This window comes from Yoonia sp. 2307UL14-13, from assembly GCF_037572755.1.
In the GTDB taxonomy this organism is placed as follows: Bacteria; Pseudomonadota; Alphaproteobacteria; order Rhodobacterales; family Rhodobacteraceae; genus Yoonia.
In genome coordinates, this window is the sequence record NZ_JBBIFZ010000010.1 from 19,127 (window position 1) to 41,708 (window position 22,582).

At 58.2% G+C, this 22,582-nt stretch carries 15 protein-coding genes; 4 read left to right on the top strand and 11 right to left on the bottom strand.

The genetic code is table 11. The features are described 5' to 3' along the window. From V8J85_RS18410 to V8J85_RS18420, 3 genes are all read right to left on the bottom strand, one after another. A complete protein-coding gene (locus tag V8J85_RS18410) occupies positions 1 to 1,074 on the bottom strand; it encodes a glycosyltransferase family 61 protein (protein WP_339955242.1) in 1,074 nt (357 codons plus the stop codon). A 77-nt stretch (positions 1,075 to 1,151) separates the two neighbouring features. After that, entirely contained in the window at positions 1,152 to 2,954 is a 1,803-nt protein-coding gene (locus V8J85_RS18415) for an ABC transporter ATP-binding protein (RefSeq protein ID WP_339955243.1), read from the bottom strand. 163 nt (positions 2,955 to 3,117) lie between these two features. Further along, a complete protein-coding gene (locus V8J85_RS18420; protein WP_339955244.1) occupies positions 3,118 to 7,320 on the bottom strand; it encodes a PA14 domain-containing protein in 4,203 nt (1,400 codons plus the stop codon). Positions 7,321 to 8,101: 781 nt separating this feature from the next. Here V8J85_RS18420 and V8J85_RS18425 point away from each other — a divergent pair. Further along, the gene (locus tag V8J85_RS18425) at positions 8,102 to 9,025 is read left to right on the top strand and encodes a hypothetical protein (protein ID WP_339955245.1); all 924 of its coding nucleotides are present in this window, start codon (positions 8,102 to 8,104) and stop codon (positions 9,023 to 9,025) included. 4 nt (positions 9,026 to 9,029) lie between these two features. On the opposite strand, the gene V8J85_RS18430 is transcribed toward V8J85_RS18425, so the two are convergent. Beyond that, the gene (locus V8J85_RS18430) at positions 9,030 to 9,869 is read right to left on the bottom strand and encodes a 2OG-Fe(II) oxygenase (RefSeq protein ID WP_339955246.1); all 840 of its coding nucleotides are present in this window, start codon (positions 9,867 to 9,869) and stop codon (positions 9,030 to 9,032) included. Positions 9,870 to 10,202: 333 nt separating this feature from the next. Here V8J85_RS18430 and V8J85_RS18435 point away from each other — a divergent pair, with 333 nt between their 5' ends. Both V8J85_RS18435 and V8J85_RS18440 read left to right on the top strand, forming a co-directional pair. Further along, positions 10,203 to 10,790 (top strand): isopropylmalate isomerase, encoded by a 588-nt coding sequence (locus V8J85_RS18435; protein WP_339955247.1) that lies wholly within the window; start codon positions 10,203 to 10,205, stop codon positions 10,788 to 10,790. Next, positions 10,791 to 11,348, top strand: coding sequence for a serine acetyltransferase (locus V8J85_RS18440; RefSeq protein WP_339955248.1), 558 nt, complete (start codon positions 10,791 to 10,793; stop codon positions 11,346 to 11,348). Here the strand turns inward: V8J85_RS18440 and V8J85_RS18445 are convergent. Genes V8J85_RS18445 through V8J85_RS18455 form a run of 3 tightly spaced genes read right to left on the bottom strand, consistent with a single transcriptional unit; the run spans position 11,333 to position 14,556 of the window. After that, entirely contained in the window at positions 11,333 to 12,163 is an 831-nt protein-coding gene (locus V8J85_RS18445) for a CpsD/CapB family tyrosine-protein kinase (protein ID WP_339955249.1), read from the bottom strand. The genes V8J85_RS18440 and V8J85_RS18445 overlap by 16 nt on opposite strands. Before the next feature lie 3 nt (positions 12,164 to 12,166). Beyond that, positions 12,167 to 13,696, bottom strand: coding sequence for a GumC family protein (locus V8J85_RS18450; protein WP_339955250.1), 1,530 nt, complete (start codon positions 13,694 to 13,696; stop codon positions 12,167 to 12,169). Further along, on the bottom strand, positions 13,693 to 14,556 hold the full coding sequence (locus V8J85_RS18455) for an ExeA family protein (RefSeq protein ID WP_339955251.1): 864 nt from the start codon (positions 14,554 to 14,556) through the stop codon (positions 13,693 to 13,695). The genes V8J85_RS18450 and V8J85_RS18455 overlap by 4 nt, the downstream gene beginning before the upstream one ends. A gap of 565 nt (positions 14,557 to 15,121) precedes the next feature. On the opposite strand from V8J85_RS18455, the gene V8J85_RS18460 reads away from it, so the two are divergent. Beyond that, positions 15,122 to 15,709, top strand: coding sequence for a sugar transferase (locus V8J85_RS18460; protein WP_339955252.1), 588 nt, complete (start codon positions 15,122 to 15,124; stop codon positions 15,707 to 15,709). Between the two features lie 89 nt (positions 15,710 to 15,798). Here V8J85_RS18460 and V8J85_RS18465 read toward each other — a convergent pair whose 3' ends face one another. The 4 genes from V8J85_RS18465 to V8J85_RS18480 form a co-directional block, all read right to left on the bottom strand. After that, positions 15,799 to 16,089, bottom strand: coding sequence for a hypothetical protein (locus V8J85_RS18465; protein WP_339955253.1), 291 nt, complete (start codon positions 16,087 to 16,089; stop codon positions 15,799 to 15,801). 169 nt (positions 16,090 to 16,258) lie between these two features. After that, on the bottom strand, positions 16,259 to 16,954 hold the full coding sequence (locus V8J85_RS18470; protein WP_339955254.1) for a 4'-phosphopantetheinyl transferase family protein: 696 nt from the start codon (positions 16,952 to 16,954) through the stop codon (positions 16,259 to 16,261). Beyond that, complete coding sequence (locus V8J85_RS18475) at positions 16,951 to 21,519, bottom strand: MupA/Atu3671 family FMN-dependent luciferase-like monooxygenase (protein WP_339955255.1); 4,569 nt, start codon at positions 21,517 to 21,519, stop codon at positions 16,951 to 16,953. Before V8J85_RS18475 ends, V8J85_RS18470 begins: the two co-directional genes overlap by 4 nt. 48 nt (positions 21,520 to 21,567) lie before the next feature. Continuing rightward, the gene (locus V8J85_RS18480) at positions 21,568 to 22,581 is read right to left on the bottom strand and encodes a glycosyltransferase family 2 protein (RefSeq protein ID WP_339955256.1); all 1,014 of its coding nucleotides are present in this window, start codon (positions 22,579 to 22,581) and stop codon (positions 21,568 to 21,570) included. Between the last annotated feature and the right edge of the window lies 1 nt (position 22,582).

The following is a 22,582-nucleotide window of genomic DNA, read 5'->3' on the forward strand; positions in this document are numbered from 1 at the left end:
CTACTGTACCGCAACCATATCCATCGTGCGCTGGATATCGGTCCAATCGGCGGTGAAGTTGTCCTGCGTGCCGTCGCCCACAACCATGGCAAAGCGTCTGTCCTGCCGGTCGGTTTCCTGTTTCAGCGTGGCGACGACCCTATCGGGCGGTTGGATGACGAAAAGCGTGGATTTTGCGGGCATCACGGCGAGGCCGTGTTCGAGATGGCTGCCCTCAACCCCTGCAACAACCTGCGCGTTGGCGCAGATGATGACGATTTCGTCGACGGTCATGTCCATGGGGTTGATGATTTTGAAGCCATAGTCGCGTGCGAAATTTTCGGCGAGTTCGGTTTCATTCGCCAGCAGCCGCATGTCGCCGGTCGTGCCGCGCAGGATGAAGACGCCCGGGATGGGTGCGGGGTCGCGCCGGTTCATCAGCCGTTTGCGCATTTCCCACCCGCGGGCGGTTTTGCCGGAATTGTTGGGGAAATCGTCGAAGAGGATCAGTTCGTCGAAATGCATGTTTTGAACGCGGCGGGGGGTGATGCGCAGCAATTCTTCGTATCGGGGCGTGTGCCCTGCGATTTCCGGGGCGGTTGTGACGGGGGGATGATCGACCGTTTCCGTCAGAAGGTACGCGATGACATCAACGCCTAGCCAGCTGCCGAACCAGCGGTTGCCAATCCAGCTTTCGTACATGGTGGCGTTCATGCTTTCGCTGGGGCGGCGATAGGTCAGCGCCTTGTTCTGACGGGGGCGCAGGTGGCGTTGCGCGCCTGCGGCGTAGAGGATGCCATCGACCAGATCGACATCTTTGATCCGGTAGCCCATCGTGGGCTTTGCCTGATGGGTGAAGTCGCCGCGGAAGGCACTAAGCACGTCGGATTTCGTGCCGAACTCGGTGCCTGCGATTTTATCAAGTTGGTTGGGGAGGAAGATCGCGGGCGGTACGTAGACCTCGTTCCCCGGCGCGACCTCCCACCTGTCGGCGGCGTGGGCGGTGATGTCCGCGTAAGGCTGGCGTGCGATGTCGCGCAGTTTGCCGATGAGAGGCCGGAAAGACAGCATATGGAAATCGGTTTTTGCTTTCAAATATTGGTTGATCCTATGTCACCCAGCTGATCCTGTCTAGTTGCCGGAGTGGCGATTTCCGCTTTGGATGCAGGGGCTTAGCCCTGCGCCATCTTTCGGAAAGTTTCGTTTTCGGCGACGAGTTCGTCATAGGTGCCGTGCGACACGATCTTTCCGTGTTCCATCAGGAAAATCTGGTCGCATTCCTTTACCGTCGTCAGCCGGTGCGCGATCATGATGACCGTTTTGTCAGATCGGATGTTGTGCACGGCCTCCATCACCACCCGTTCGGTGATGTTGTCGAGGGCCGATGTGGCCTCATCCATGATCAGGAGGCTGGGATTAGTATAAAGCGCGCGGGCGATGCCAATTCGTTGCCGTTGACCGCCCGAAAGCCGTACCCCGCGTTCACCGACCATCGTGTCGTAGCCATCGGGGAGTTCGGTCATGACGAAATCATGCAGCGCGGCGATGCGGGCGGCCTGTTCGACGGCCTCCATGTCGATCTGGTCGGGCGGGATGCCGAAGGCCACGTTGCGGGCGATGTTGTCGTCGATCAGGTAGATGTCTTGCGGGACGTAGCCGATGGTTTGCTGCCATGCGCGGCGGGTGTCGTTGGTGATTGCGGTGCCATCGACCTCCATCGTGCCGTCCTGGATGGGGAGGAGGCCGAGGATAAGGTCGATCAGTGTCGTCTTGCCTGCGCCCGTCCCGCCGACGATACCGATGGTCGTACGCGCCTTGATGGTCAGGTTCAGGTCGGTCAGTGCCGGGCGCTGTGCCTTTTCGTAGCCAAAGCCGATATTGCTGAGTTGCAGGCTATCGTTCAGCGGGAGGGGCTGGGTCGCGCCTGTTTCGGTCGGTAGACGATCTGTAGCAGCTTGGGCTGCGTCGCTTTCGGCGACCATATGGTTGAGCAATTCCTCACCCCCGCGGACGGAGACGAGGCTGTGATAGATCTGCTGGATCGCGGGCAGAATGCGGATGACGGCAAAGGCGAAGATACCCAGCGTGGGGATGATGGCGATCAGGTCGCCATCGCTGCGCAAGAGTAGAACAAGGATCAGCGTGAGCATGATGCCGAATGTCAGCGCCTCGAGCGCGAAGCGGGGCAGTTCGCCCAGGATCTGGTTCCGCGCGGCATAGCGCGCGTGGTCATGAGCGGGGCCATCGAATTGGCCGGTGTAGTTGTCCTCGAGCCCTTGCAGTTTGACCTGTTTGAAGCCGCCTGTCGCCTCGCCCACGATCCGGTATTTTCTGTCACTGGCCAGAAGTCGCTGCCGCCCGGAATGATAGATGATCGGGCGCAGTACGAGATAGAGAAGTGCGTAGGACCCGCCAAGCAGCCCGGCCGATAGGAACGACACGAACGGATCGACGACGATCAGGAAACTGATGATCGCGATGGCCGAGATTGCGCCGGAGATGATCATCAAGAGGGGCACGATGACCGTGAAGACAAGGTAATCCATCTCACTCAGCACATTGCGGGCGATTTCGGCGCTGTTTTTGGTCAGAAACCAGCTATAGGGCCGGTGCAGGTAGATACCGAAGAGCCGGCACGCCAAGGCATAGCCCCGCATGTTGGCAAACCGGATCAGGACATAGGCGCTGATCCCCTTGATCCCGAGGCTGGCAAGGACGACGCCGAACACCGCGAAGGACATGAAGATCATGAAGCTGTAGTTCGAGGCAAAGCCGAAATAGTCGTATATAGCCGAGAAAATCGCGCTGTCACCGATCTGCTCGGGGCTGGCCAGCAGGTTAAGGAAAACAAGTACGGACGAGATTCCGATAACCTCGGCGAAGGCCACGAAGACCATCATCACCATGAGTAGGTAAAAGCCCCGGCGCTCTTTCGCGTTAAAGAGCGACAGCACCTTGCGGTATGTCTCAATCATATGACCAACGATGTTCCGGCCTACGGCCCAAATAAACTAATGAACGCGCGCATGTGCGCTGCGCGGTCATAGGATATTCCGGGTCGAAAGTATAGCGGGCCCGACAGAAACAATCCGTCGTGGTGTGTCGCGGCACCTTTGCGGTGCCGCGACCGATCCTGGATCAGGACCAGACGTCGATCGTCACCGTCGCATCGGTGAAGTTTCCATCTTCGTCGGCGGCCCAGTAACGGAACGAATCCTCACCGGTGAAGCCGATATCGGGTTGGTACATCAGCCGTCCGTCTTCTTGCATGTAAACATCACCGTGTTCAGGGTCGATGAACCCGTCCACGCGCAACTGGTCACCGTCGGCGTCGAAATCATTGGCGATCACATCGAGGTAGATCGGCTGATCCTCGCGCGTCGATGCGGCGTCATCCCGTGTGGTCGGCGCGGTGCCGCCCAAAGAGATGGTGCCGTTGAATTTCGGACCGTCAAAGTAGTTGTTGAACATCCAGTTGTTGTTGATCTGCTCTTGCGTCATGTCGAGCGTGATGATGTGCGAAAACTTGTTCAGTTCGCCCGTGGCACGGTCGACGATGAAATCCTCGACGATCAGCACGTTGCGCCCATCTTCTGTCCGATAATAACCTTCGGTCGTCAGAAGCTGTGCGATCTCGTCGTAGAATTGCAAGACAAGCGGGTCACCGTCGTATTCGCGGTTTCTTGTGCCGATCGAGTCGGTCTTGATCCCGCCTAGGCTGAAATCTTCGTCCTCGGACAGGGTTGTGTCCCCCCGATGAACGAAATCCAGCCGCCCTTCCTGAAGGTCACTGCCCGACAGGATGTGGTGGCGATTGCCGTTAAAGCCCTCAAAATCGCGCCCGACATTGATGGTCTCCATATCGATGAAGATATGATCGACATCGGCGTCAGCGACGGGGCGGAAGAATTCCTGATCCAGCCCGGCACCGACATCGAAACCTTCCATGCGGATGCCGTTGAAGACCATGTCGAAGGCCATCGCGCCGAATTCGACACCGTGGCTTGTCATGCCCGACAGGTCATTACGTGCCGCGATCAGATCGAAATCGCGCAAGGTGTAGTGCGCGGTATAGCTGATGTTGACACCTTCGGTGGTTTCCCAGTTGAGGAACCCATCGAAGACAGACCGCAATTCGTGCTGCTGCTGCGCGGCGTTGTCCTTGATCACGATGATCCCGCTATGGGTGCCGAACGCCTCGTTATCGCGGAAACCCTGGATCGGGGTCAGGTTGACCGCCATCCGGTCATCGCCGTAGGCAACGCCGGGATGGTCAAGACCGCCGGCCAGTGGATCAGCCTCTGGGTCGCGGTGCATCCAGACAAAGCCGTTGTTGGTGTTCGCCGCAACGTTTTCCGCCGCCTCCACCAGCCGCCCTTTGAAGAAAAAGCCGTCACCGGTGCGTCCGTTATCCTGCCGTTCGACATCGGCACCTTCTTTTACAGACCAGTCCCCGAAACCGATCCCTTCGGCTTTGATCGCCATGTTCCGCAGCCAGATGCCGGTTTCGTCGCCAGCCTCGGCCACGAAGGCCGCGCCGAAGACGTCGAAGGCGACGTTGTCGGTAAAGTTGGCGTTGGACGAGTGATGCACAAAGCCCCAGCCCGGCCCGCCGCTGACGGCGTTGCCGACGGCCATCGCCGGATTATCCTGATCCTCGGTTCCGGTTTCGTGGAAGTGGAACGAATAGCGACCCTTGATATTGCTGTCAGCGCTGAGCGATCCCAGATCGCTGGCGGCAAAAGCAGCTTCAGATTTGTCCGTTCGGCCCAGATCGTCAAACGCCGCATAGCGTACATCGACATCGTCGTTATGCATGAACATGACGTGACCACGATGATGGACGGCGGAAGCATCCCCGTCTTCGCTAGAGAACGTGATGTTCCGGCTCATGTTGGACACATAGGCAGCAAGGTCATCGCGCGGTGTGTCGTGATCATGTTCCAGCGGACGGTCAAAGCTGATTTCGTTGCCGCTGATCGCGGTAATCGTGACCTCTTCGTCCTGACTTTCGAGGAAGCCGGCGCCTGACGTCGTCCAGCCCTGTTTGTGCGTGCCGGTAATGACGATCGTATCACCGACTTGCCAGCCATCGGGGATTTCGTCCAGGCTGAGCGATATATCACCGGCCATGGGTGCATCATCGACCTTGTGGAACGAATCCTTTTCGGCGCCGTGGATTTCGACCTCACCATGCGAGACCACGCCGCGCGATAGCAGTGCCGGATCCCAGCCGGTGTCGATATCGCCGTTGTTGGCGATGACGATGTCGACATTCACGTTGGCGTCGATCGGATCGTCGGCGGTGCCGATCTCCAGACGCCCGTGCGACGATACGACCATTGTATCAACGACCATCCGAGAGTCGCTGTCGGTGGCGAAGTTCAGTTCGCCGTCGACGCGAACGGTGAACAGCGATGCATCGCTTTCGCCGTCGTAGGTGACCGATACGCCGTTCGGGATCAGGACCTGTGCGCCTTCATCGGGCACGTTGCCCTGATACCAGGTGTCGGGATCGAACCAGTCGCCATTCGCGATGGCGATATGTGTCGCCTCGGCCCGTGGGACAAGGTCGAGTAGCTGCCCGTGTTCCAGCGCCATCCCGGCATCGTGCCCAGGGCCATGCTGCATTTCAGGTTCGGCACGTACGGCCGCAACGAATGCCTCGATCTCGGCAGGTGTGGTCGGGAGGTCAACATCCGACCCGCCGCCGTGGTCACCATGATCACCGCCGTGATCGCCGCCATGATCGCCGCCGGTATCGTCACCCATGTCGCCACCGTGGTCGTCGCCATGATCTCCACCGGTGTCGCCGCCCATGTCACCGCCAGTTTCACCACCGTCATCGCCGCCGGTATCGCCACCCATGTCGCCGCCGTGGTCGTCGCCATGACCACCGTCGGTGTCGCCGCCCATGTCACCGCCAGTTTCACCACCGTCATCGCCGCCGGTATCGTCACCCATGTCGCCGCCGTGGTCGTCGCCATGATCTCCACCGGTGTCGCCGCCCATGTCACCGCCAGTGTCACCACCGTCATCGCCGCCGGTATCGTCACCCATGTCGCCGCCGTGGTCGTCGCCATGACCACCGTCGGTGTCGCCGCCCATGTCACCGCCAGTTTCACCACCGTCATCGGCGTCGGTATCGCCACCCATTTCGCCACCGTGGTCGTCGCCATGACCACCGTCGGTGTCGCCGCCCATGTCACCGCCAGTTTCACCACCCATATCGTCGCCGGTATCACCACCCATGTCACCGCCGTGGTCGCCGCCATGATCACCACCCATGTCTCCACCGGTGTCACCATCCATGTCCACTTCACCGTGGCTTAGGTTGGTTCCGTCGATGACCTCTTTGGCGCCATTGCTGTCGGGGCCGCGCCATTCGAGGACCAGGTTTTGATCACCGCGCTTTTCAATATAGCGGAGCTCGATATCGTGAATGCCCGCAGCCAGTGCGATCGTGAACGATGTGGATGTTACGTTGTAAAGACGATCATGGGAGATCAGCGGTTCGCCGTTGATATAAAGCGTCGCTGCATCGTCGGCTGTCAGATAGAAGGTGTAACGCCCGGCATTGTCGACATGCAGATTGCCCGACATCTTGGCGGCAAAGGTGTGCCACCAGCCGTCATTCCACAGCTGCCCGTTTTCGCCGCCGAAATTGACGGAATCGACCACTTCGGTCCGGGTTGGCGTGCCGTCATAGTCGATCCGGCTCAGGTCCTTGGCGCGCTTGTTCACGCCGAAGAATTCGACCATCAGCCCCGCGTTTTCGAGAGGTTCCGCAGCTACGGGAGGCGTGTCGTCGGCCGATCCATCGCCATCGGCGTCCGGCATTGTGTTGCGATACGAGACATTGGACGTGTCGAGCAGCCGCAAATTCCACGGGTCTTCAGGTAAGGTCCAGAAAAGCTGTAGTGTCTGCGCGCCGAAGGCTTCGAAATAACGTACTTCGATGTCGTGGGTGCCCGCGGTCAGATTGATCGTCACCTCCTGCACCTCGGAGGCGTGCAAGCCATCATTGTCGATGACCCGCTCACCATCGATGTAGAGCGCTGATCCATCGTCGGAATTCAGGACGAAAGTATATGCGCCCTCGGCCTCGACGTTAAGGTCGCCGGTATAACGCGCAGCGAACAGATCGGTAGGCCCGCCTTCCCAGAAATTGGTGTAAACCGTGTCGCTGTTGAGTGAATCGACGTTCGCCACCATGTCAGGTGATGCATCGAAATCGATGGCATCCAGGTTCGTGACCCGATTGGGGAGCTCGAAATATTCAGCGTAAAATCCGGTTCCGAAAATCGGCACGTTGAACCGGGGGTCATAAACTCTGCTCATTTAAGTCTTCCTTGTGAGTGGGGTAACTCGGAAAAAACGGTCACTGGCGTCTGGTGTCTTGCTTACGTTGCCCGCGATTTTTGTTGATCGCAGCGGCTGGTGAATGGCCCGGTTGCGTCAGAAATGTGTCGACACATCGGGATCGATGGATACTGGAGGCCTAGCGTATTGTTTCTGAACAAAGCGCTAATGTTGGTCAGACCCACATACCCACCCCATTTCAACAGCGTGCGTACCCCACTGCACACCAAGGGCTTAAGCCAGATAAGTACCTGACTTTTATTGATATTGTGTTCGAAATTGTCCAATTTTCGGAGGTCTTCGGTTATTCCAGCAAGTTACTGCATGTGCAGTGCAAAATTGATAGAAACGCGATAGTTAGCAATCAACTGACCTATTGGTAACGCATTAATTCCGGGCGGTATTTCGCCGATGATGCGTGTTGGGGTAAGCAACAATCATCCTTGCCGCTGGGGAAGTTCGCCTTTTTGTTTCTAATTCAAAGACAATAATCGCGCTAGGGTAGAGAGCATTGTGGCGTGAATGTGTTCGTCGGGGGAGCAATCATCTGCCAGATGGCGACGATTGCCCAAGTTGCGATCATTTTGGGCAACATCCGGAAACACGATTCGTGTCGGGATTCGGACATTTTGCGATTGCTCTGTGACATAGTCGGGGACTTAGACGGCATGTGAACCGACAGGACGCTGCCACCCTTTTCGATTTGCGGGCGCGGGCGGTCGCCTTATAATATCCACTGTATTTCAGCAGGAGCACGATTATGCCGTTGACCTATAAAATCATTGCAGTTCTTGCGGTCATCGGCCTTGTCCTGATCGCCGTTTTCATGCGCACCGGGCAGAGCCGCCCCATTGATGCCGCGCGTTTCGATGCGTTTTACGCCGCGCCCGCACCGACGACAGCCGGGCCCCTGCGTGTATTTCACTTGGGGCATAGCCTTGTCGGTCGCGATATGCCCGCGATGCTGGCGCAGTTGGCACCGGACGGGCATGGATACGAAAGCCAACTGGGTTGGGGGACGCCGATGCGCGCCCATTGGGAGCCGTCGGAGCCGATCAACGGTTTCGATGAGGAAAACGACCATCCCCGCTATCGCGACGCGAAAGAAGCGTTGGCGTCGGGTGAGTATGATGCGTTCGTGTTGACCGAGATGGTCGAGATCAGGGATGCGATCAAATATCACGATTCACCGAAGTATCTGTCAGAGTGGGCCATGGCCGCGGAGATGCCGGTTTATCTGTATGAGAGTTGGCATCGATTGGACGATGCAGAGGGGTGGCTGACCCGGTTGGACAAAGACCTGACCCGATATTGGGAGGATGGCGTGATGCGCCCCGCCCTTGCGCGGATGGAAACACCCCGCCCGATCTATGTGATCCCCGCCGGACAGGTCATGGCCAAATTCGTCCGTGCCGTCGAGGCGCATGGCGATGTTGCAGGGATCAGCGGGCGGGATGATCTGTTTTCCGACGATATCCACTTTAACGATGTTGGGGCCTATCTGGTCGCACTGACGCATTATGCGGTGCTGTACCAGCAAAGCCCCGTCGGGTTGCCCCATGTTTTGAAACGCGCCGACGGAACGCCGGCGGACGCGCCGTCAGCCGAGGCGGCGGCGCTGATGCAAGAGATCGTATGGGAGGTTGTGCAGGCCTATCCGCGGACGGGCCTGCCGCAGGGATGAAGGATCAGATCCCCATCTTTCGCAGCCTCGGCGCGATCCGTCGATACAGGAACGGTGGCAGCACGTTTTCCATGGCGGCGTGCCGTGCCTCGATCCGGTCGCGCTGGTCTGCCGTGCCGGGGCGTGGTTTGAACAGCGTGCTGTGTGATTTGCGCGAGACATCCCAAGAGGCGGTATAATAGTAGAGCGCGATCGACATTCGCGGTTCGCCGCCAGGGTGGTTCACCGTTTCGGGGTTACCATGCCATGAGTCGGAGGTCGTGTTGAAACAGACCATGCGGTTGAACATGGGCACGAAACTTTTGACCTTGCCCTTCATGTCCTTGTCCCAGATCTCGAAAGAACCGCCGTATTCCTCTTTCCAGTCCTTGTTGAGGTAGATGAGGACGTTCAAACGCCGTTCGAGGTTCATCTTGCCGTGGTGGTTGAAGTCAGCGTGGATATCGAGATGCCCGCCATTGGCGACGACATGAATACCAGCCCCGATGAAATAGGGATCGGGGATCAGGCCATCGATGCCGGTCAGCTCTTCGAGAAAGGCGATGAACGGACGAGAGTTCAGTGCATAGAACAGGCTGCGGGTGTAGGGCGGCAGACGTTCGGGGATATAGCTGGTCTTCAGCTTTTCCTGCGCGCGGTCAAAGCTGGTTTCCGCCTCGGGTAGTTCTTTCAGCTCTTGTTTGACCTTGTCGAGGATTTCAGGCGGGAGGAAATTGTCGAAAGATCCGTGCGGATAAGGATCTCCGGATTGGTAGGCCGCGGCTGCGGGTTTCGCCGCCTCGCGCGCAGCGGCCGAGGAAATCAGCAGGCTTTCAGGATCAAGAGAATAAACGGGGTTTGTCATAGTAACGTCCACATCAAAGGTTTTTGGCGTATGTCCGGGCCAACCGGACATTTGCTTTTCAAAGCTATATTTTACACCCGAGGGGCTGTTGTTGGCAATTCGTTTAGACGGCTTTTTGTCGCTACGTTCAACCGGTCTTGATACGTATCGATGTGCATGGTGGCGTGATCCGATCCTTGGCCGCGCCAGACGGAGTGAGGCCATGAAGCACGCATATCACAAAAATGGCCGGCGACACGCATATCGATGTGGATCGGGTCAAAACGTGACGCTATCGTGCCGGGGTGGTTCCTGACCGGGGCCCGTAGGACGTAGTGAAGATGACGGGTTTCGATGCCGGGTGAAATTTGGGAATGTGCGCAGGGATCCTGGCAGATCGGTATCGGCGACCCAGGGTTGATGGGGTGGTCGATCGTCGGTCTTTACTTCCTCAGCGGATTGGTCGCCCTGCTGGTCGCGGGCTGCGCGCGCTTTCCCTACGACACCGCGCGACGTGAACGGGTGTTTTGGGTTGTTCTGGGCCTTATCCTGCTTGCCCTTGGCGTGAACAAGCAGCTCGATCTGCAATCGTTGCTGACCGCGGTCGCCCGTTGCATGGCGCAGTTGCAAGGCTGGTACGACGCGCGGCGCATCGTGCAGATAGGTTTTATCGTCATTCTGGTTGCGGTGATGCTGTTGATGACGCTGATGTTCTGGTCGATGCTGAAAGGGACATTGTCGCGGACATGGTTGGGACTTTTCGGCCTGATGATCGTATTGACCTTCGTCGCTGTCCGCGCGGTGGGTTTTCACCACATGGATCAGCTGATCAATATGGAGATTAGTGACCTGCGGGTGAATTGGCTGCTTGAAATGACAGGGCCTGTTATGGTTTTGTGCGCCGGGGCATTGAATTTGCGGAATAGAGAATACGGGCCCTGAATGTCACTTGAAATGGTCGAAGATGCTCCCGGCGACGGGCCCGTTGTGGCGGACTGGACGCGCGAGCGGCCAAATGGGTTCTGGGATCCGTCGCGGAAACTGCTGAAAAGCATCCGGGCCTATCAGCGCTGGTCGGATGTCGGGGGCCCATTGGCGTTCCCGGCGACGAAATGGGTCGTGCTGCGCTATCGTTTCTGGTCGGTGATCACCCAAGCCGAGATCGGCTTGCGGACCCGGATCGGGGGCGGTCTGATGATCCCTCATCCCAACGGGATCGTCGTCCATCCGGACGTCACGATAGGCGAAAATACGATCATCTTTCAGCAGGTCACATTGGGGGAAAAGTTCGAAGGTTCTGGCGTGCCGAAGATCGGTGCCCATGTCGATATCGGGGCTGGCGCGCGGATATTGGGCCCGGTGACGATCGGCGATCATGCGGTGATCGGGGCGAATGCCGTGGTCACGAAAGATGTGCCCGCGCATGCATTGGCGCGAGGTATTCCCGCAACCCTGAAACTGAACCATCGGGCGTCGCGTGTGGATCAGTCTGCGGCGTAACCTTCGGCGCCGTCCATGTACCGGCATTTGTTGAGGATCACGCCGATCAGGTTGGTCCGGTCTTCGAGGCCCTGTTTGCAGCGGGCGATTTCATCGATTGATGTCGTTTCCGCCGCGCCGACAAGCAAGGCGCAATCGAGCTGGTCGGAAAAGGCCAGCGTGTCATCGGTCACCAGCATGGGTGGCATGTCAAAGATCATGACGTCGGGCTGATATCGTTTCTCGATCGCGTCGATAACATGGGCCGCATGAACACTTTGCAGCAGTTCGGCCGCATTCTGCCTGACCTTCTTGGGGACCGCGAAGGCAAGGTTGTCACCCATGCGCTGAATACTGTCCCCGACCTTGGTTTGCACGGCCAGAACATCGGCAAAATCTGTGGTAGGTCGGATGCCGAGGATGCGCGCGATCGCCGGCTGCCTAAGATCAAGCTCAACGACCATGACCCGGATATCCCGCTGGCGCGCCAGGCTGAAAGCGAGGTTGAGGCCGACAGTCGTCTTGCCGCATTGCCCGCCCGGGGAGGTGATCGCGACACGCCGCCAATTCTTACTGCGCATTTCGTGCAGCAGATTGGTACGCATCACGTCGTAAGGTGCTGCGGCCTTGTTCGCCTCGATCGTCATGACGCGGTTGCGCAGCAGGCGTCCCGGTTTGGTTTTGAACTCGGGCAATTTTTGCCAGAGCTGTTCCTGCGCGAATTTGAGCTGATCGGGCCCCGGTGGTTCGTCAGGGCCGATATTATTGTCGCGTCTGCGCTTGTTTTCGGCGCGTTGTTTGCGGGCCTCTTCGATGGCTGAGCGGATATGGTCCATTGCCTAGATCCCCGCCATTTCGCGCGCACGTTCGATGATCTGGTCGACCGGCATGATATTGAGATGGACGTAATAGATGGCCGCGGGCACGCCGAGCCCGACCGTCAGCAGCACCAAAAGGATGGTGAACCAGCGCATGGTCTTTTGGCCACTGGTCCGCGTGTAAGGCAAGGTCGCGAAGGGTTTGATCCCAAGGCCTTTGGTTATGTCTACCGGTCGCCGGATCGCCCGGTTCAGTAACTCGAGCAGGAAGATCAGTCCAAAGCCCGCCCCCATGCCGCCAGCGACGCCACCGGCGACGATCAGCTTGCGATTGGGTCGGAACGGGCCGCTGGGCACAGTGGCCTGTTCGATGACGACAATTCGCTGACCTTTCGACAAAGCCTCGATCCGGTCGCCGGTCCGTGCCTCGCTCAGTGACTCGCTTGCCCGGTTGAATTGCGCTTGCAGGTTTTCGTAGTCGCGTTCGAGCGTGCCGAGGGCCAAGGCGTTCTGTGGTGTTGTGTTGATCGTTTGGCGCAGATCCTGCATCTCGATCTCGACCAGGTCTTTTTGTTCGGCCAGGAAACTGATCTGGCCGTCGATATCCGAGATCTGCAGATCATAAGCGGTCAGCAATTCTGCGCGCCGTCCGGCAGTTCCTTCCAACTGCCCAGCGACGATATCTTCCAACGCGGCGACGCGGGCCCGCAGATTGCGAACGCGGGGGTTGCTGGGTGAGTAGATCACGAGGGCCGAGGCGAGCTCTTCCTGCAGTTCCCGCAGCTGGCGTTGTTCAGGGGGCAGGCTGGCCTCGTTCAGGTCGAGACGGCCGGTCTGTTCGAAAAGTTCGACAAGACGCCCGCGGCGATCCCGCAATGCAGCCAGTTCGCGGTTGATCTGCAGGGTGCGTTCCTGCAGGGCGGCGAGGCGAGTACGGCGGTAATCGAGGCTTTCGGGCAGTGCGTCGCTATGTTCGAGCTTGAATTCAAGGATTCGTGCATCCTGTTCAGCCAGTTCGGCATCGAGCCTGTCGACCTCTTGTTCGAAGAAGTCGAGCGTTTGTCCCGACACCGTGGTCCGTAATTCGACGTTTTGCTGCAGGATTTGGGTCAGCAAATCGTTGGTGACAGCCGCGGACGTTTCAGCGCTTTGCGCATCGAACGAAACAAAGACAAGACCCGTCGTCTGCCCATCGAGTGGCAGGCTGATGATGATCCGTTCGCGCATATCTTCGACGATGTCATCCGCGCTCATCTCGGATACTTCGGGGTGGACCGCGAGACGGCGCGCGATGTCGAGAAGGTTGGCCCTGGTCAGAAGCCGCTGTTCGATGATGCGCAGAAGTTCCGATGCCCCGGCCCGCACGGTCGATGAAGCAAGGTCATCCGGGATTTGCGGAGATTCCACCAACAGACGCGCCTGCGCGCGGTAGACGGGCGGCATCGTGAAAGCCAGAACCGCCCCTGTCGTCGCGCAGATAATGAAAACAAGCAGGAAGTAATGGAAACGTCTCAGAAATAGAGAAAAATAGAATTTGATATCTGCAATCATATTTGAGGGCCATCCTCCGGGTTCTCGGTGCCGGGGGCGAAAAATGCACCATCGGACAAAACCGCACTAACATGTTCCGGGCCGACGATTTCACGTCGGGCGGTAAAGGCATAGAGCATGGACAAGTCGCAAAGTTGATTGACCAAACGCGGAATGCCCTTCGTCGCCTCGTAGACCAGCTCGGCCGCCTTCTTACTGAACATGTGTTGCCGACCGCCGGCCCTTTCAAGCCGGTGGATAATGTACGAGTAGACGGTCTTTTCGTCCATATGCGATAGGTGAAAACTGGCGGCGACCCTTTGTGCGAATTGCCTCATGTCGACGCGGCGGATGATATCGCGCAACTCGGGTTGGCCGATCAGGATGAGCTGTAGCAGTTCGTCCTTGTTGGCGTTGATGTTGGTGAACATCCGCAGCTCTTCCAATGACTCGCGGCTCATGTTCTGGGCTTCGTCGAAGATCAGCATGACCCGACGCCCGGCGGCGTATTCGGCGATCAGGTATTCCTGGAATTGGGTGAACAGATCGACATAATTCGCTTCGGGGTCTGCGGGTTGCGCAAGCGCCATCAGGACCCAGCGCAGCAGTTCCCCCCGATCGCCATGCGCGTTCGAGACGAGACCGATGGTCAGGTCTTCGTCCAGATTGTTGAGCAGGTGCTGCATCAATGTGGTTTTGCCAGCCCCGACCTCACCGGTGATGAGGGTGATCGGCGCATGCGTCATGACACCGTATTCCAGCATGGTGTAGGCGCGTTTGTGGTCGTCCGTCCAATACAGGAAATCCGGGTCGGGCAAGAGCGAAAATGGCCGCTCTGTCAGGCCGAAAAAATTGGTATATGGTGCCTTGGCATCATTCATTACAGGCGTTGCTCAATCGCGTACTCTACAAAACGTTTCTGGTCACCAACGTGCTGTTATCGGAACTGTACCGGCTTAGCAAAGTAAATGGTGCCCGAGGCTACCCGTTTGGGGAGTCTCATCGGATCAAATGCACCTGCCGCCATCGTGATCCGAGTCGTGAGAGTCGCGCAAATTGTGGCAGAAATAGGGCCAGTGTTGACGATCGGTCACCAGTTGCGCGCGGCCGCGACAAATGTATCCCGCCGGGCACACGCCACGGATGAATCGCCGCAATTTTGTCGAAATTTCCTTGCGATCTGCGTTGTTGATCAGTTAATTTAGCGTTAATCAAGCGCCGAGCCGATGAACAGGTTCCCGGGAAAGTTTGCAGTACCCGAGATAAGTCGCTGATGCATAAGTCGAAAAATGAGTGATGGCAATTTTGCCGTAAGTTGTAGTTTTTATGAGAGTCAATTAAATGTTGGATCAATCACCCACACGTGGGAACGAAGCGAGCAAATTAGTGTTTGCACAAAGTGCCGCGATATTCACGGCGCGCCCCTCCCCGATATATAAGGACCTGATGAAGCGCGTGGTCGACACGCTGCTGATCGTCATGTCTTTTCCCTTTTTGTTGCCGATGCTGCTGGTCGTGGCGTGTATCGTCGCGCGCGATGGCAACGGCCCGCTTTACAGTCAAAAGCGGCTTGGTCGTGGTGGCCGCGTCTTCCGCATCTGGAAGTTTCGGACCATGGTGCCCGACGCCGAGGCCGAACTGAAGCGGATGATCGCCCGCGACCCCGAGATCGCCGAGGAGTGGCACACGCATCAGAAGCTGAAGCATGACCCCCGGATCACCAAGATTGGCCATATCCTGCGGAAGACGTCCATCGATGAATTGCCGCAGCTTTGGAATGTGCTGAAAGGCGATATGAGCTTGGTCGGCCCGCGTCCGATGTTGACGGATCAGCAGGAACTGTATCCGGGTACAGCGTATTTCGAGATGCGTCCGGGCCTGACTGGTCTTTGGCAGATTTCGGATCGCCATAACACAACCTTTGCCGCGCGTGCGTCTTTCGATGCGACGTATTACCAGCAGATGTCTTTCGCGACCGATTGCCGGATCATGGCTTCGACCGTCGGCGTTGTCATGCGTGGAACTGGTTGCTGAAGAATTCGAAAAGTCATCGCTGGTTTGATTTCGGGCTGGCGATGACGACATCGCTGGGTTTAGTGAAAGATCGATAACACCGTAAAGCGTCAGGCCTCGAACGATTTTTGGTGGATCGCGTTCATACGACTGAGCTGCCCCTGCTTGGGTGCTTGCGCGGCAAGGCGAGTGTGACCCAGGACAAGTATCACTATCATGGCAACTCCGCCCACGACGCTGTGGGACAAGAGGGCCAACCAGAAACCATAACCCAGAAACAGGGCCACAACGTTGGCAACCGTGCCCGCAATCGCGCCGCCCACGATTGACTGCACAAGGACCGCACCCGAATTGGCTGACCCGACTTCATCACAATCGACGTTTTCTACGTCCCGCTGCACGCTTACGCTCCTCCCGATTTCGATCGGGTGTTTGCAATTTAGGCATCGCACGTATCGTGCAGAGCCGGTGGTGAGTAACCTTATTGACTTAGTAAAGCATGAAAAAAACGTTAATTTCCACACCGGTGTCAACAATAATTGCATATCGGGCGATTAGTTGCCAATTTCGCTAAGAATGCCGTAGGGGCAATTTGGGCGGAAAAACAACGCCCGTTAAAACGAAATTCGCATCTATGAAAAGACTGCCACCCAAGCGATATCCGGCTGGAAATTGACCCACTCTACGGTTGAATTCCGCCATGAATTGTATGCCGGGTGATGCGGAGAAAACTGCTAAGTCATTGAAATTAATAATTTGTTTTGTGATTGGATATTGCGCCTTATAAACGGCCTCTTTCGCGCAAAAGATAACGCGGGCGGCGACGGCCGGAACAACTGACAAAGCGGCGGAAATACTGGATCTTTCCGCATCCGTGCAGATCAGGTCAATCAGATCATCTTTCAATGGTCGATATGGCTCAACATCGATTCCAAGCAAAGCGTCACCTAATGTGACCGCTGCGATGCAAGCCGATTCGCAATGTGATATGCTGCCGCGCACGCCTTTTGGCCAGATCGGCGCGCGGTCCGGACCCATCGGAACAGGCAGCGCGTCCAAACCCAAATCGCCCATGGCGCGGCGCGCGCAGGCGCGGCCGGTTGCGAATTCACGTCGTCTTTTCGGGACCATCGTGATCGCTGCTTCTTCTTCCGCCGGCAGCAGCGGTAGAGATGCCTCTCGGGGGTCCGAAACCGCAACGGCGACCCAATCCGGCAGTATCGTCTGTGCCGCGCTTTGCAGGCGATCAAGAGCAGGGGCATTCAACGCCGTAATGCCGCCCGCCGTGCCCGCATTTCGCGGCGGCGCGCCATCGCGTCAGAGCGGCTTGGTCCTTTGTCGGCTTCCTGCGTCGTCGCCTTTTCAGGAGCCGCGGTGACCCCAAGATGCTTGATCAGGCCACCCAAGGTCGGAAAGCGGAAGATGTCGGTGATCGTGAGCGTTTGCAGCCCCAGATCGTCACGCATTTGCCGATGGGCTTGCACCGCCAGTAACGAGTGACCACCGAGGGCGAAGAAATTGTCGTCGGGTTTGATTTCAGGGACACCAAGGATCGACGACCAGATATCGGCAATGCCTTTGCCGATATCGGCCGAGGCCGGGGCAGCTGGCGACGGTCTGGTTTGGACGGGTTTTGTTACAGGCTTTTTGGCTGGCGCGGGGAGCGCCTTGCGATCGACCTTTTTGTTCGGGGTCAGCGGGAAGCGATCCAGCGTGATGAAATGAGCCGGGATCATGTAGGCCGGTAAGTCGACCGCTAGTCTTTGGCGGAGCGCGTCGTCATTGGTCGCGCCCGATGTCGTCATGTATGCGACCAGCCGGACATCGCCTGGTGTGTCTTCTCGCGCTATGACCACCGCTTGCGTAACTTCGGGTGCGGTTTCCAATCGTGTTTCGATTTCGCCCAATTCAATCCGATAACCGCGAACCTTCACCTGATGATCTGTGCGGCCCAGGAAATCGACCCGTCCATCTTCGCGCCAGCGTACCAGATCGCCGGTCCGGTACATACGCGGGTTGGGTTTGTCGGTTGTGGCGAAAGGATCGGGCAGAAAGCGTTCCGCCGTCAGTTCGGGGCGTTCCCAATAACCACGGGTGACGCCGTCGCCGGCGATGTAGAGTTCGCCGGGTACGCCGACGGGGCACGGTTGGCGGTTTTCGTCCAGGACATAGATCTGCGTATTCGCGATTGGCTTGCCGATATTTACGATGCCATCGTCGGCCGAGGCGGTCTGGGTGGTGGACCAGATCGTGGTTTCGGTCGGGCCGTACATGTTTTCCACTGTCGCCTTGGTGAAGCTGTTCAGTTCCGCGACCAGTGATCCGGACAGTGCCTCGCCACCGATCATCAGGTGTTTGACCTGTGACAGCGCCCGGCTCGCATCTTCGTTGATGCAAATCATCCGCGCCATGCTGGGTGTGCATTGCAGGTGTGTGACGTTGTGCCGTCGGATTTGCGCAGCGATGGAGAAATCACCGGGATCCACTGCGGCCATCGGTCCGTTCACCTTGGCAAGGACGTCGGCCAATGGCCGCAAGCCGTCAAGGACGGTTTTGGTGTCGATCCCGTATTCGATCAGGCAGGCGATTTCATCGACGCCGATCTTTTTCAGCGCTTCAACACGTTCGACAGCGTCATCAACAGTGCCGAACAAACCGGAATCGTCGAAATAGCGCAGGAAGGCGAAATCGAGGATCGCTTCGAGTTCGTCGGGTTCGAGCGAGCCAAGGTCGATATCCATCGGGTTCGATGCGCCTTCGGGTTTTTTGAAGGCCGGGAAGGCCCACGCATATTGCTTGATCAGACCAGCAGCGGCGCGCAGGTAGTCTTTCATCGGCTCGCGTGCAATCTCACGCGCCTTTTCCCGGTCGTCAGCCAGGAATGTGTGCAGCATCAGGGTGACTTTGTGGTCTTTCGGGTCGTGACCCGCCTTGCGCAGGGCGTCGTGGTAGACTTTGATCTTTTCGGCGACCTCATCAATGCTTTGGCCGAGGAGATGGGTCAGGACGTTCGCGCCAACCTCGCCCGCTTGTGCCCAAGTCGCCGGGTTCCCGGCGGTCGTGACCCACATCGGGATTTTTTTGGAGAGCGGTCGTGGCTGCGTGACGACGCCGTGCATCTTGCCGTCCTTGCGTTCAAATTCGACAGTTTCACCGGCCCAGAGCCTGCGCACCTTGTCGATTGAGTCGGCAAGCGCGGGTTTGTTTTCAGGCGGCGTATTTTCGGGCCGCAGGATGAAATCATCGGGCTGCCAGCCGGATGCCATGGCAAGGCCGACCCGCCCGCCAGTCAGGTTGTCGATGACGGCCCATTCTTCGGCGATACGTGCCGGGTGGTGGAGTGGAGCGACGATGCTGCCCGCCCGAACGGCGAGATTCTTGGTAATGGAGGCGACGGCGGCGCCCGTGACTGCAGGGTTCGGGTAAGAGCCACCGAAAGCGTGAAAATGCCGCTCGGGCGTCCAGACCGCACAGAAGCCGTTGGTGTCGGCGAATTTCGCGCCTTCGATCAGGAGTTCATAGCGATCCTCGCTGACCTCATCATTGTTGCCCCAATAGTAGAGGCTGAAATCCATGCTTTGGTCGGTCGTGATCGGCCCGCCGGTGCCGGAGGAGACAAGCGCCCGGCTTTCATCACCGCTGATCACCAGCTTGTAGCCACGGGCGAGGGTGTAGAACAGTTCGAGGACCGAAATGTCGAAGGAAAGGCTCGTCACCGCCATCCAGACGCCATTCCCGTCATGGGGAATGCGATCATCCATACCAGTGAAGAAGTTGGCGACGTTGCCGTGTTCGACCATCACGCCTTTTGGTTTGCCGGTGGAGCCGGAGGTGTAGATGACATAGGCAAGGGCGTCTGGTGTGACCGTGACGGTCGGGTTGTCCGCGGATGCCGTTTTGAACCGGTGGTCCTTGTCGATATGGAGGACCGTTGCGCTATGATCGGGGAGTTGCGCCGCGAGGTCTTCGTGGGCGAGGATTACGGGCGCTTTGCTGTCTTCGATGTAGTAGGCGATCCGGTCGGCGGGAAAGGCCGGGTCCATTGGGACATAGGCACCACCGGCCTTCAGAATACCCAGAGCGCCGATCAGCATTTCGGCGGAACGGTGGGTATAGAGCCCGACAAGTGCGCCGGATGTCATCCCGTTTTCGATCAAAACGTTCGCGGCCCGGTTGGCGGCGGCGTTGAGTTCGGCATAGGTCAGTTCTTCGTTCTCGAAAATGACGGCTGTGGCGTCGGGCGTCTTGGCGACTTGCGCTTCGAACATCCGGTGTAAAGTGGTTTGAGGGTATTCCTGCGTGGTCTGGTTCCAGTCATGCAGGACAAGCGCGCGTTCGGCATCCGGCAGGATGGGCAAGTCAGCCATCGGCAAATCGTCGGTGATATTCGCGAGCACATGATGCAGGCGGGCGACCATGCGCTCTGCAGTGGTCTGGCTGACGCGGGCAGTGTCGTAGGTCAGTGTCGTGCGATCGCCAAGGGCCAGTGTGATCGCTGTGCCAGGTACAAGTTGGCCGGTCATCGAGATGCCGACCTGTGGTTGGGGGCAAGCGGACAGGTCGGGGTCGCGGGCGATCAGGTCACGGGCGAAGGTTGGATGCTTTTGCGCAATATCCAGTTCTTTGGTCAGTCCCGCGCTAATCTCGCCACATGTTGCTCCGCTTGCGCAGAGTGGCACCCAATCGCTGAAGACAGGTGATCCGTTTTTTTCGACCTGAAGGGCCAGCATCACCGTCTCATCGTCGCTGAGTTTGGTCATGAGGCTGTAGAAAGCGGTCATGACTTTATCTTTGGGGGCGTCAGTTTCGATGGCGATGGTTCGGCCTTCGCCTTTGCCTTCGTCAATGCCTGCAAGTGCGATGGGCGAGGCAGATTTGAGAAGGCGACGCCAGTGCAATTCGCCGGGGGCGATCCGAGCCATTTGTTCGGTCAGGCCCGCCGGGCAGTTCAGGATCGCACCCTTTTCGGGCATTCTGCCGCTGCTGGCCGAGTTCCCGTCGCTGTCTTTGAGCGCGCTGAGGCGGATCGCACCCGTGCTTGTCGCGACGACGATGGCGTCTTCGTCAATGTCGATAACCTCGCCCGGTTGACCCTGCCCACCTGCCGTTTCTGCTGCGCCAATGGTGATCGTGTCGCTACCGTTGAGCACCTTGGGTGTCGTCAGCGGGTTCCAGTAGTGCCCATGGTCCAGTGCGCGGATTGTCCGCAGCAGGTCATCGTTGCTTTGGTTGAAATCCAGAACGCCCGCATTGACAGGGCGGTCGGCGCGGAGGAACAGTTTGCGGTTGGTGAAGTCCTGGGCCGTGATGGCTGGGCTGCCGGTTTCCAGTTGCGCGATCACCGCGTCGAACCCATCGATGGCGGCAGCAAAGCATTTGGCGTTCAGCGTCAGCGCGGTTTCGTCTGGCGCGATGTCGAACATGCGCTTTTCGATGATGCCGCCTTCGTCCACACCGCCTTCGATCATGTGCCAAGTGATGCCGTGCTGGGTTTCGCCGTTCAGAATTGCCCAGACAGGGACGTTCAGTCCGGCATATTCGGGCAGCGGGCCGTCGTGGAAATTGACCGCGCCTTTGCTGGCTAGCGCGATGACATCATCCGGGACCAGTGACAGGTTGGCGATGCTGAGCACCCAATCGCAGGGTGACAAAAGGTTGGCAAGACTTTCGCCAGGGTGGGTTGTTGCGACACCTTTTTCGGAGGCCCAGGCCCGGATGTCATCGTCACGGGTCACCACCGCTGCGATCGTGTGCCCCTTATCAAGCAGCATGTTCCCGCAATGCGTCAGCAGGCTTTCGTTACCAATGAGGATACTGGAAAAAGAGGTCATGGAACGCTCCGGAATTAAACGGCCCCAAACGGGATAATCATTAAAGTATCAAGACTGACCCGGCTGAACCACCGGTGTGTTTTTGTTGGCGGATTGCGCCGCTGACATTTTGGCCCGTTTGATGGCCGCGCGCAGGCCGTGGGTGATGAGATCGCGCAGGAAATGCGCCTCGTCCCCGATCTCTTTGCGCTGGATCAGGCAACGGAGGCGCCAGATCAACCCGCCGGTCACATGGGCGAGCGTCGCTGCAACTGCATACGCTCGACCGTGGTTTTTGACAAAGTAATGCAGGCGCGAGTCGAACCAGTATTGCGGTTTGCGCTTCCATGTCTTCATGCCGGTCGAGGCGGATCCGATATGCGTGACTTTGCTGTCAGGGACGTAGACCGTCGGCCAGCCCGCCAGCTTCGCGCGGCGGCAGAGGTCGGTTTCCTCGAAGTAGAGAAAGAAGGTTTCATCGAACAAACCGATCTCAGCCAGTGTTTCGTACCGCATCATTATGCTGGCCCCGGCGAGCCAGTCGACCTCTTTCGGGGCGTCGGGCAGCGGTTGCGGGATGACGTGGTTTTTGAAGAGCTTGGTGATGGGGCCGGTTCGGGCGGCACCCTCAAGCTCGCTCTGGATGGACGGGTAGCGGAAGATCGTGCAGTGCCAATCGCCGTCGGGGCCGTGGATGTTGCTGCCTGCGAAACCGACCTTTGGGTGCGTTTCGAGGTAATCAAGCAGGATCCTGATCGCGCCCGGGTCGGGAAAGGCGTCGGAGTTCAGGATATAGATGTAATCGGGCGGTGGTCCGTCCCGCAGACCCGCCTGAATGCCGAAATTGTTGCCCGCGCCGAAACCACCATTGTGGCCCGATTGCACGACCCTCACCCGGTCCCAGCCTTTGTCTGCCACGGCCTTTTCAAGCGTTTCGAACGACCCGTCCTGTGAATCGTTGTCGACGACGATGATCTGCCCGCTGATGCCCGCCATCTCGCGCAGGGCCGCATCGACGGATTGCAGCGTCATGTCGGGCGTCTTGTAGTTGAGGATGATCGTCCAGAGTGTTGGGTTGGTCATT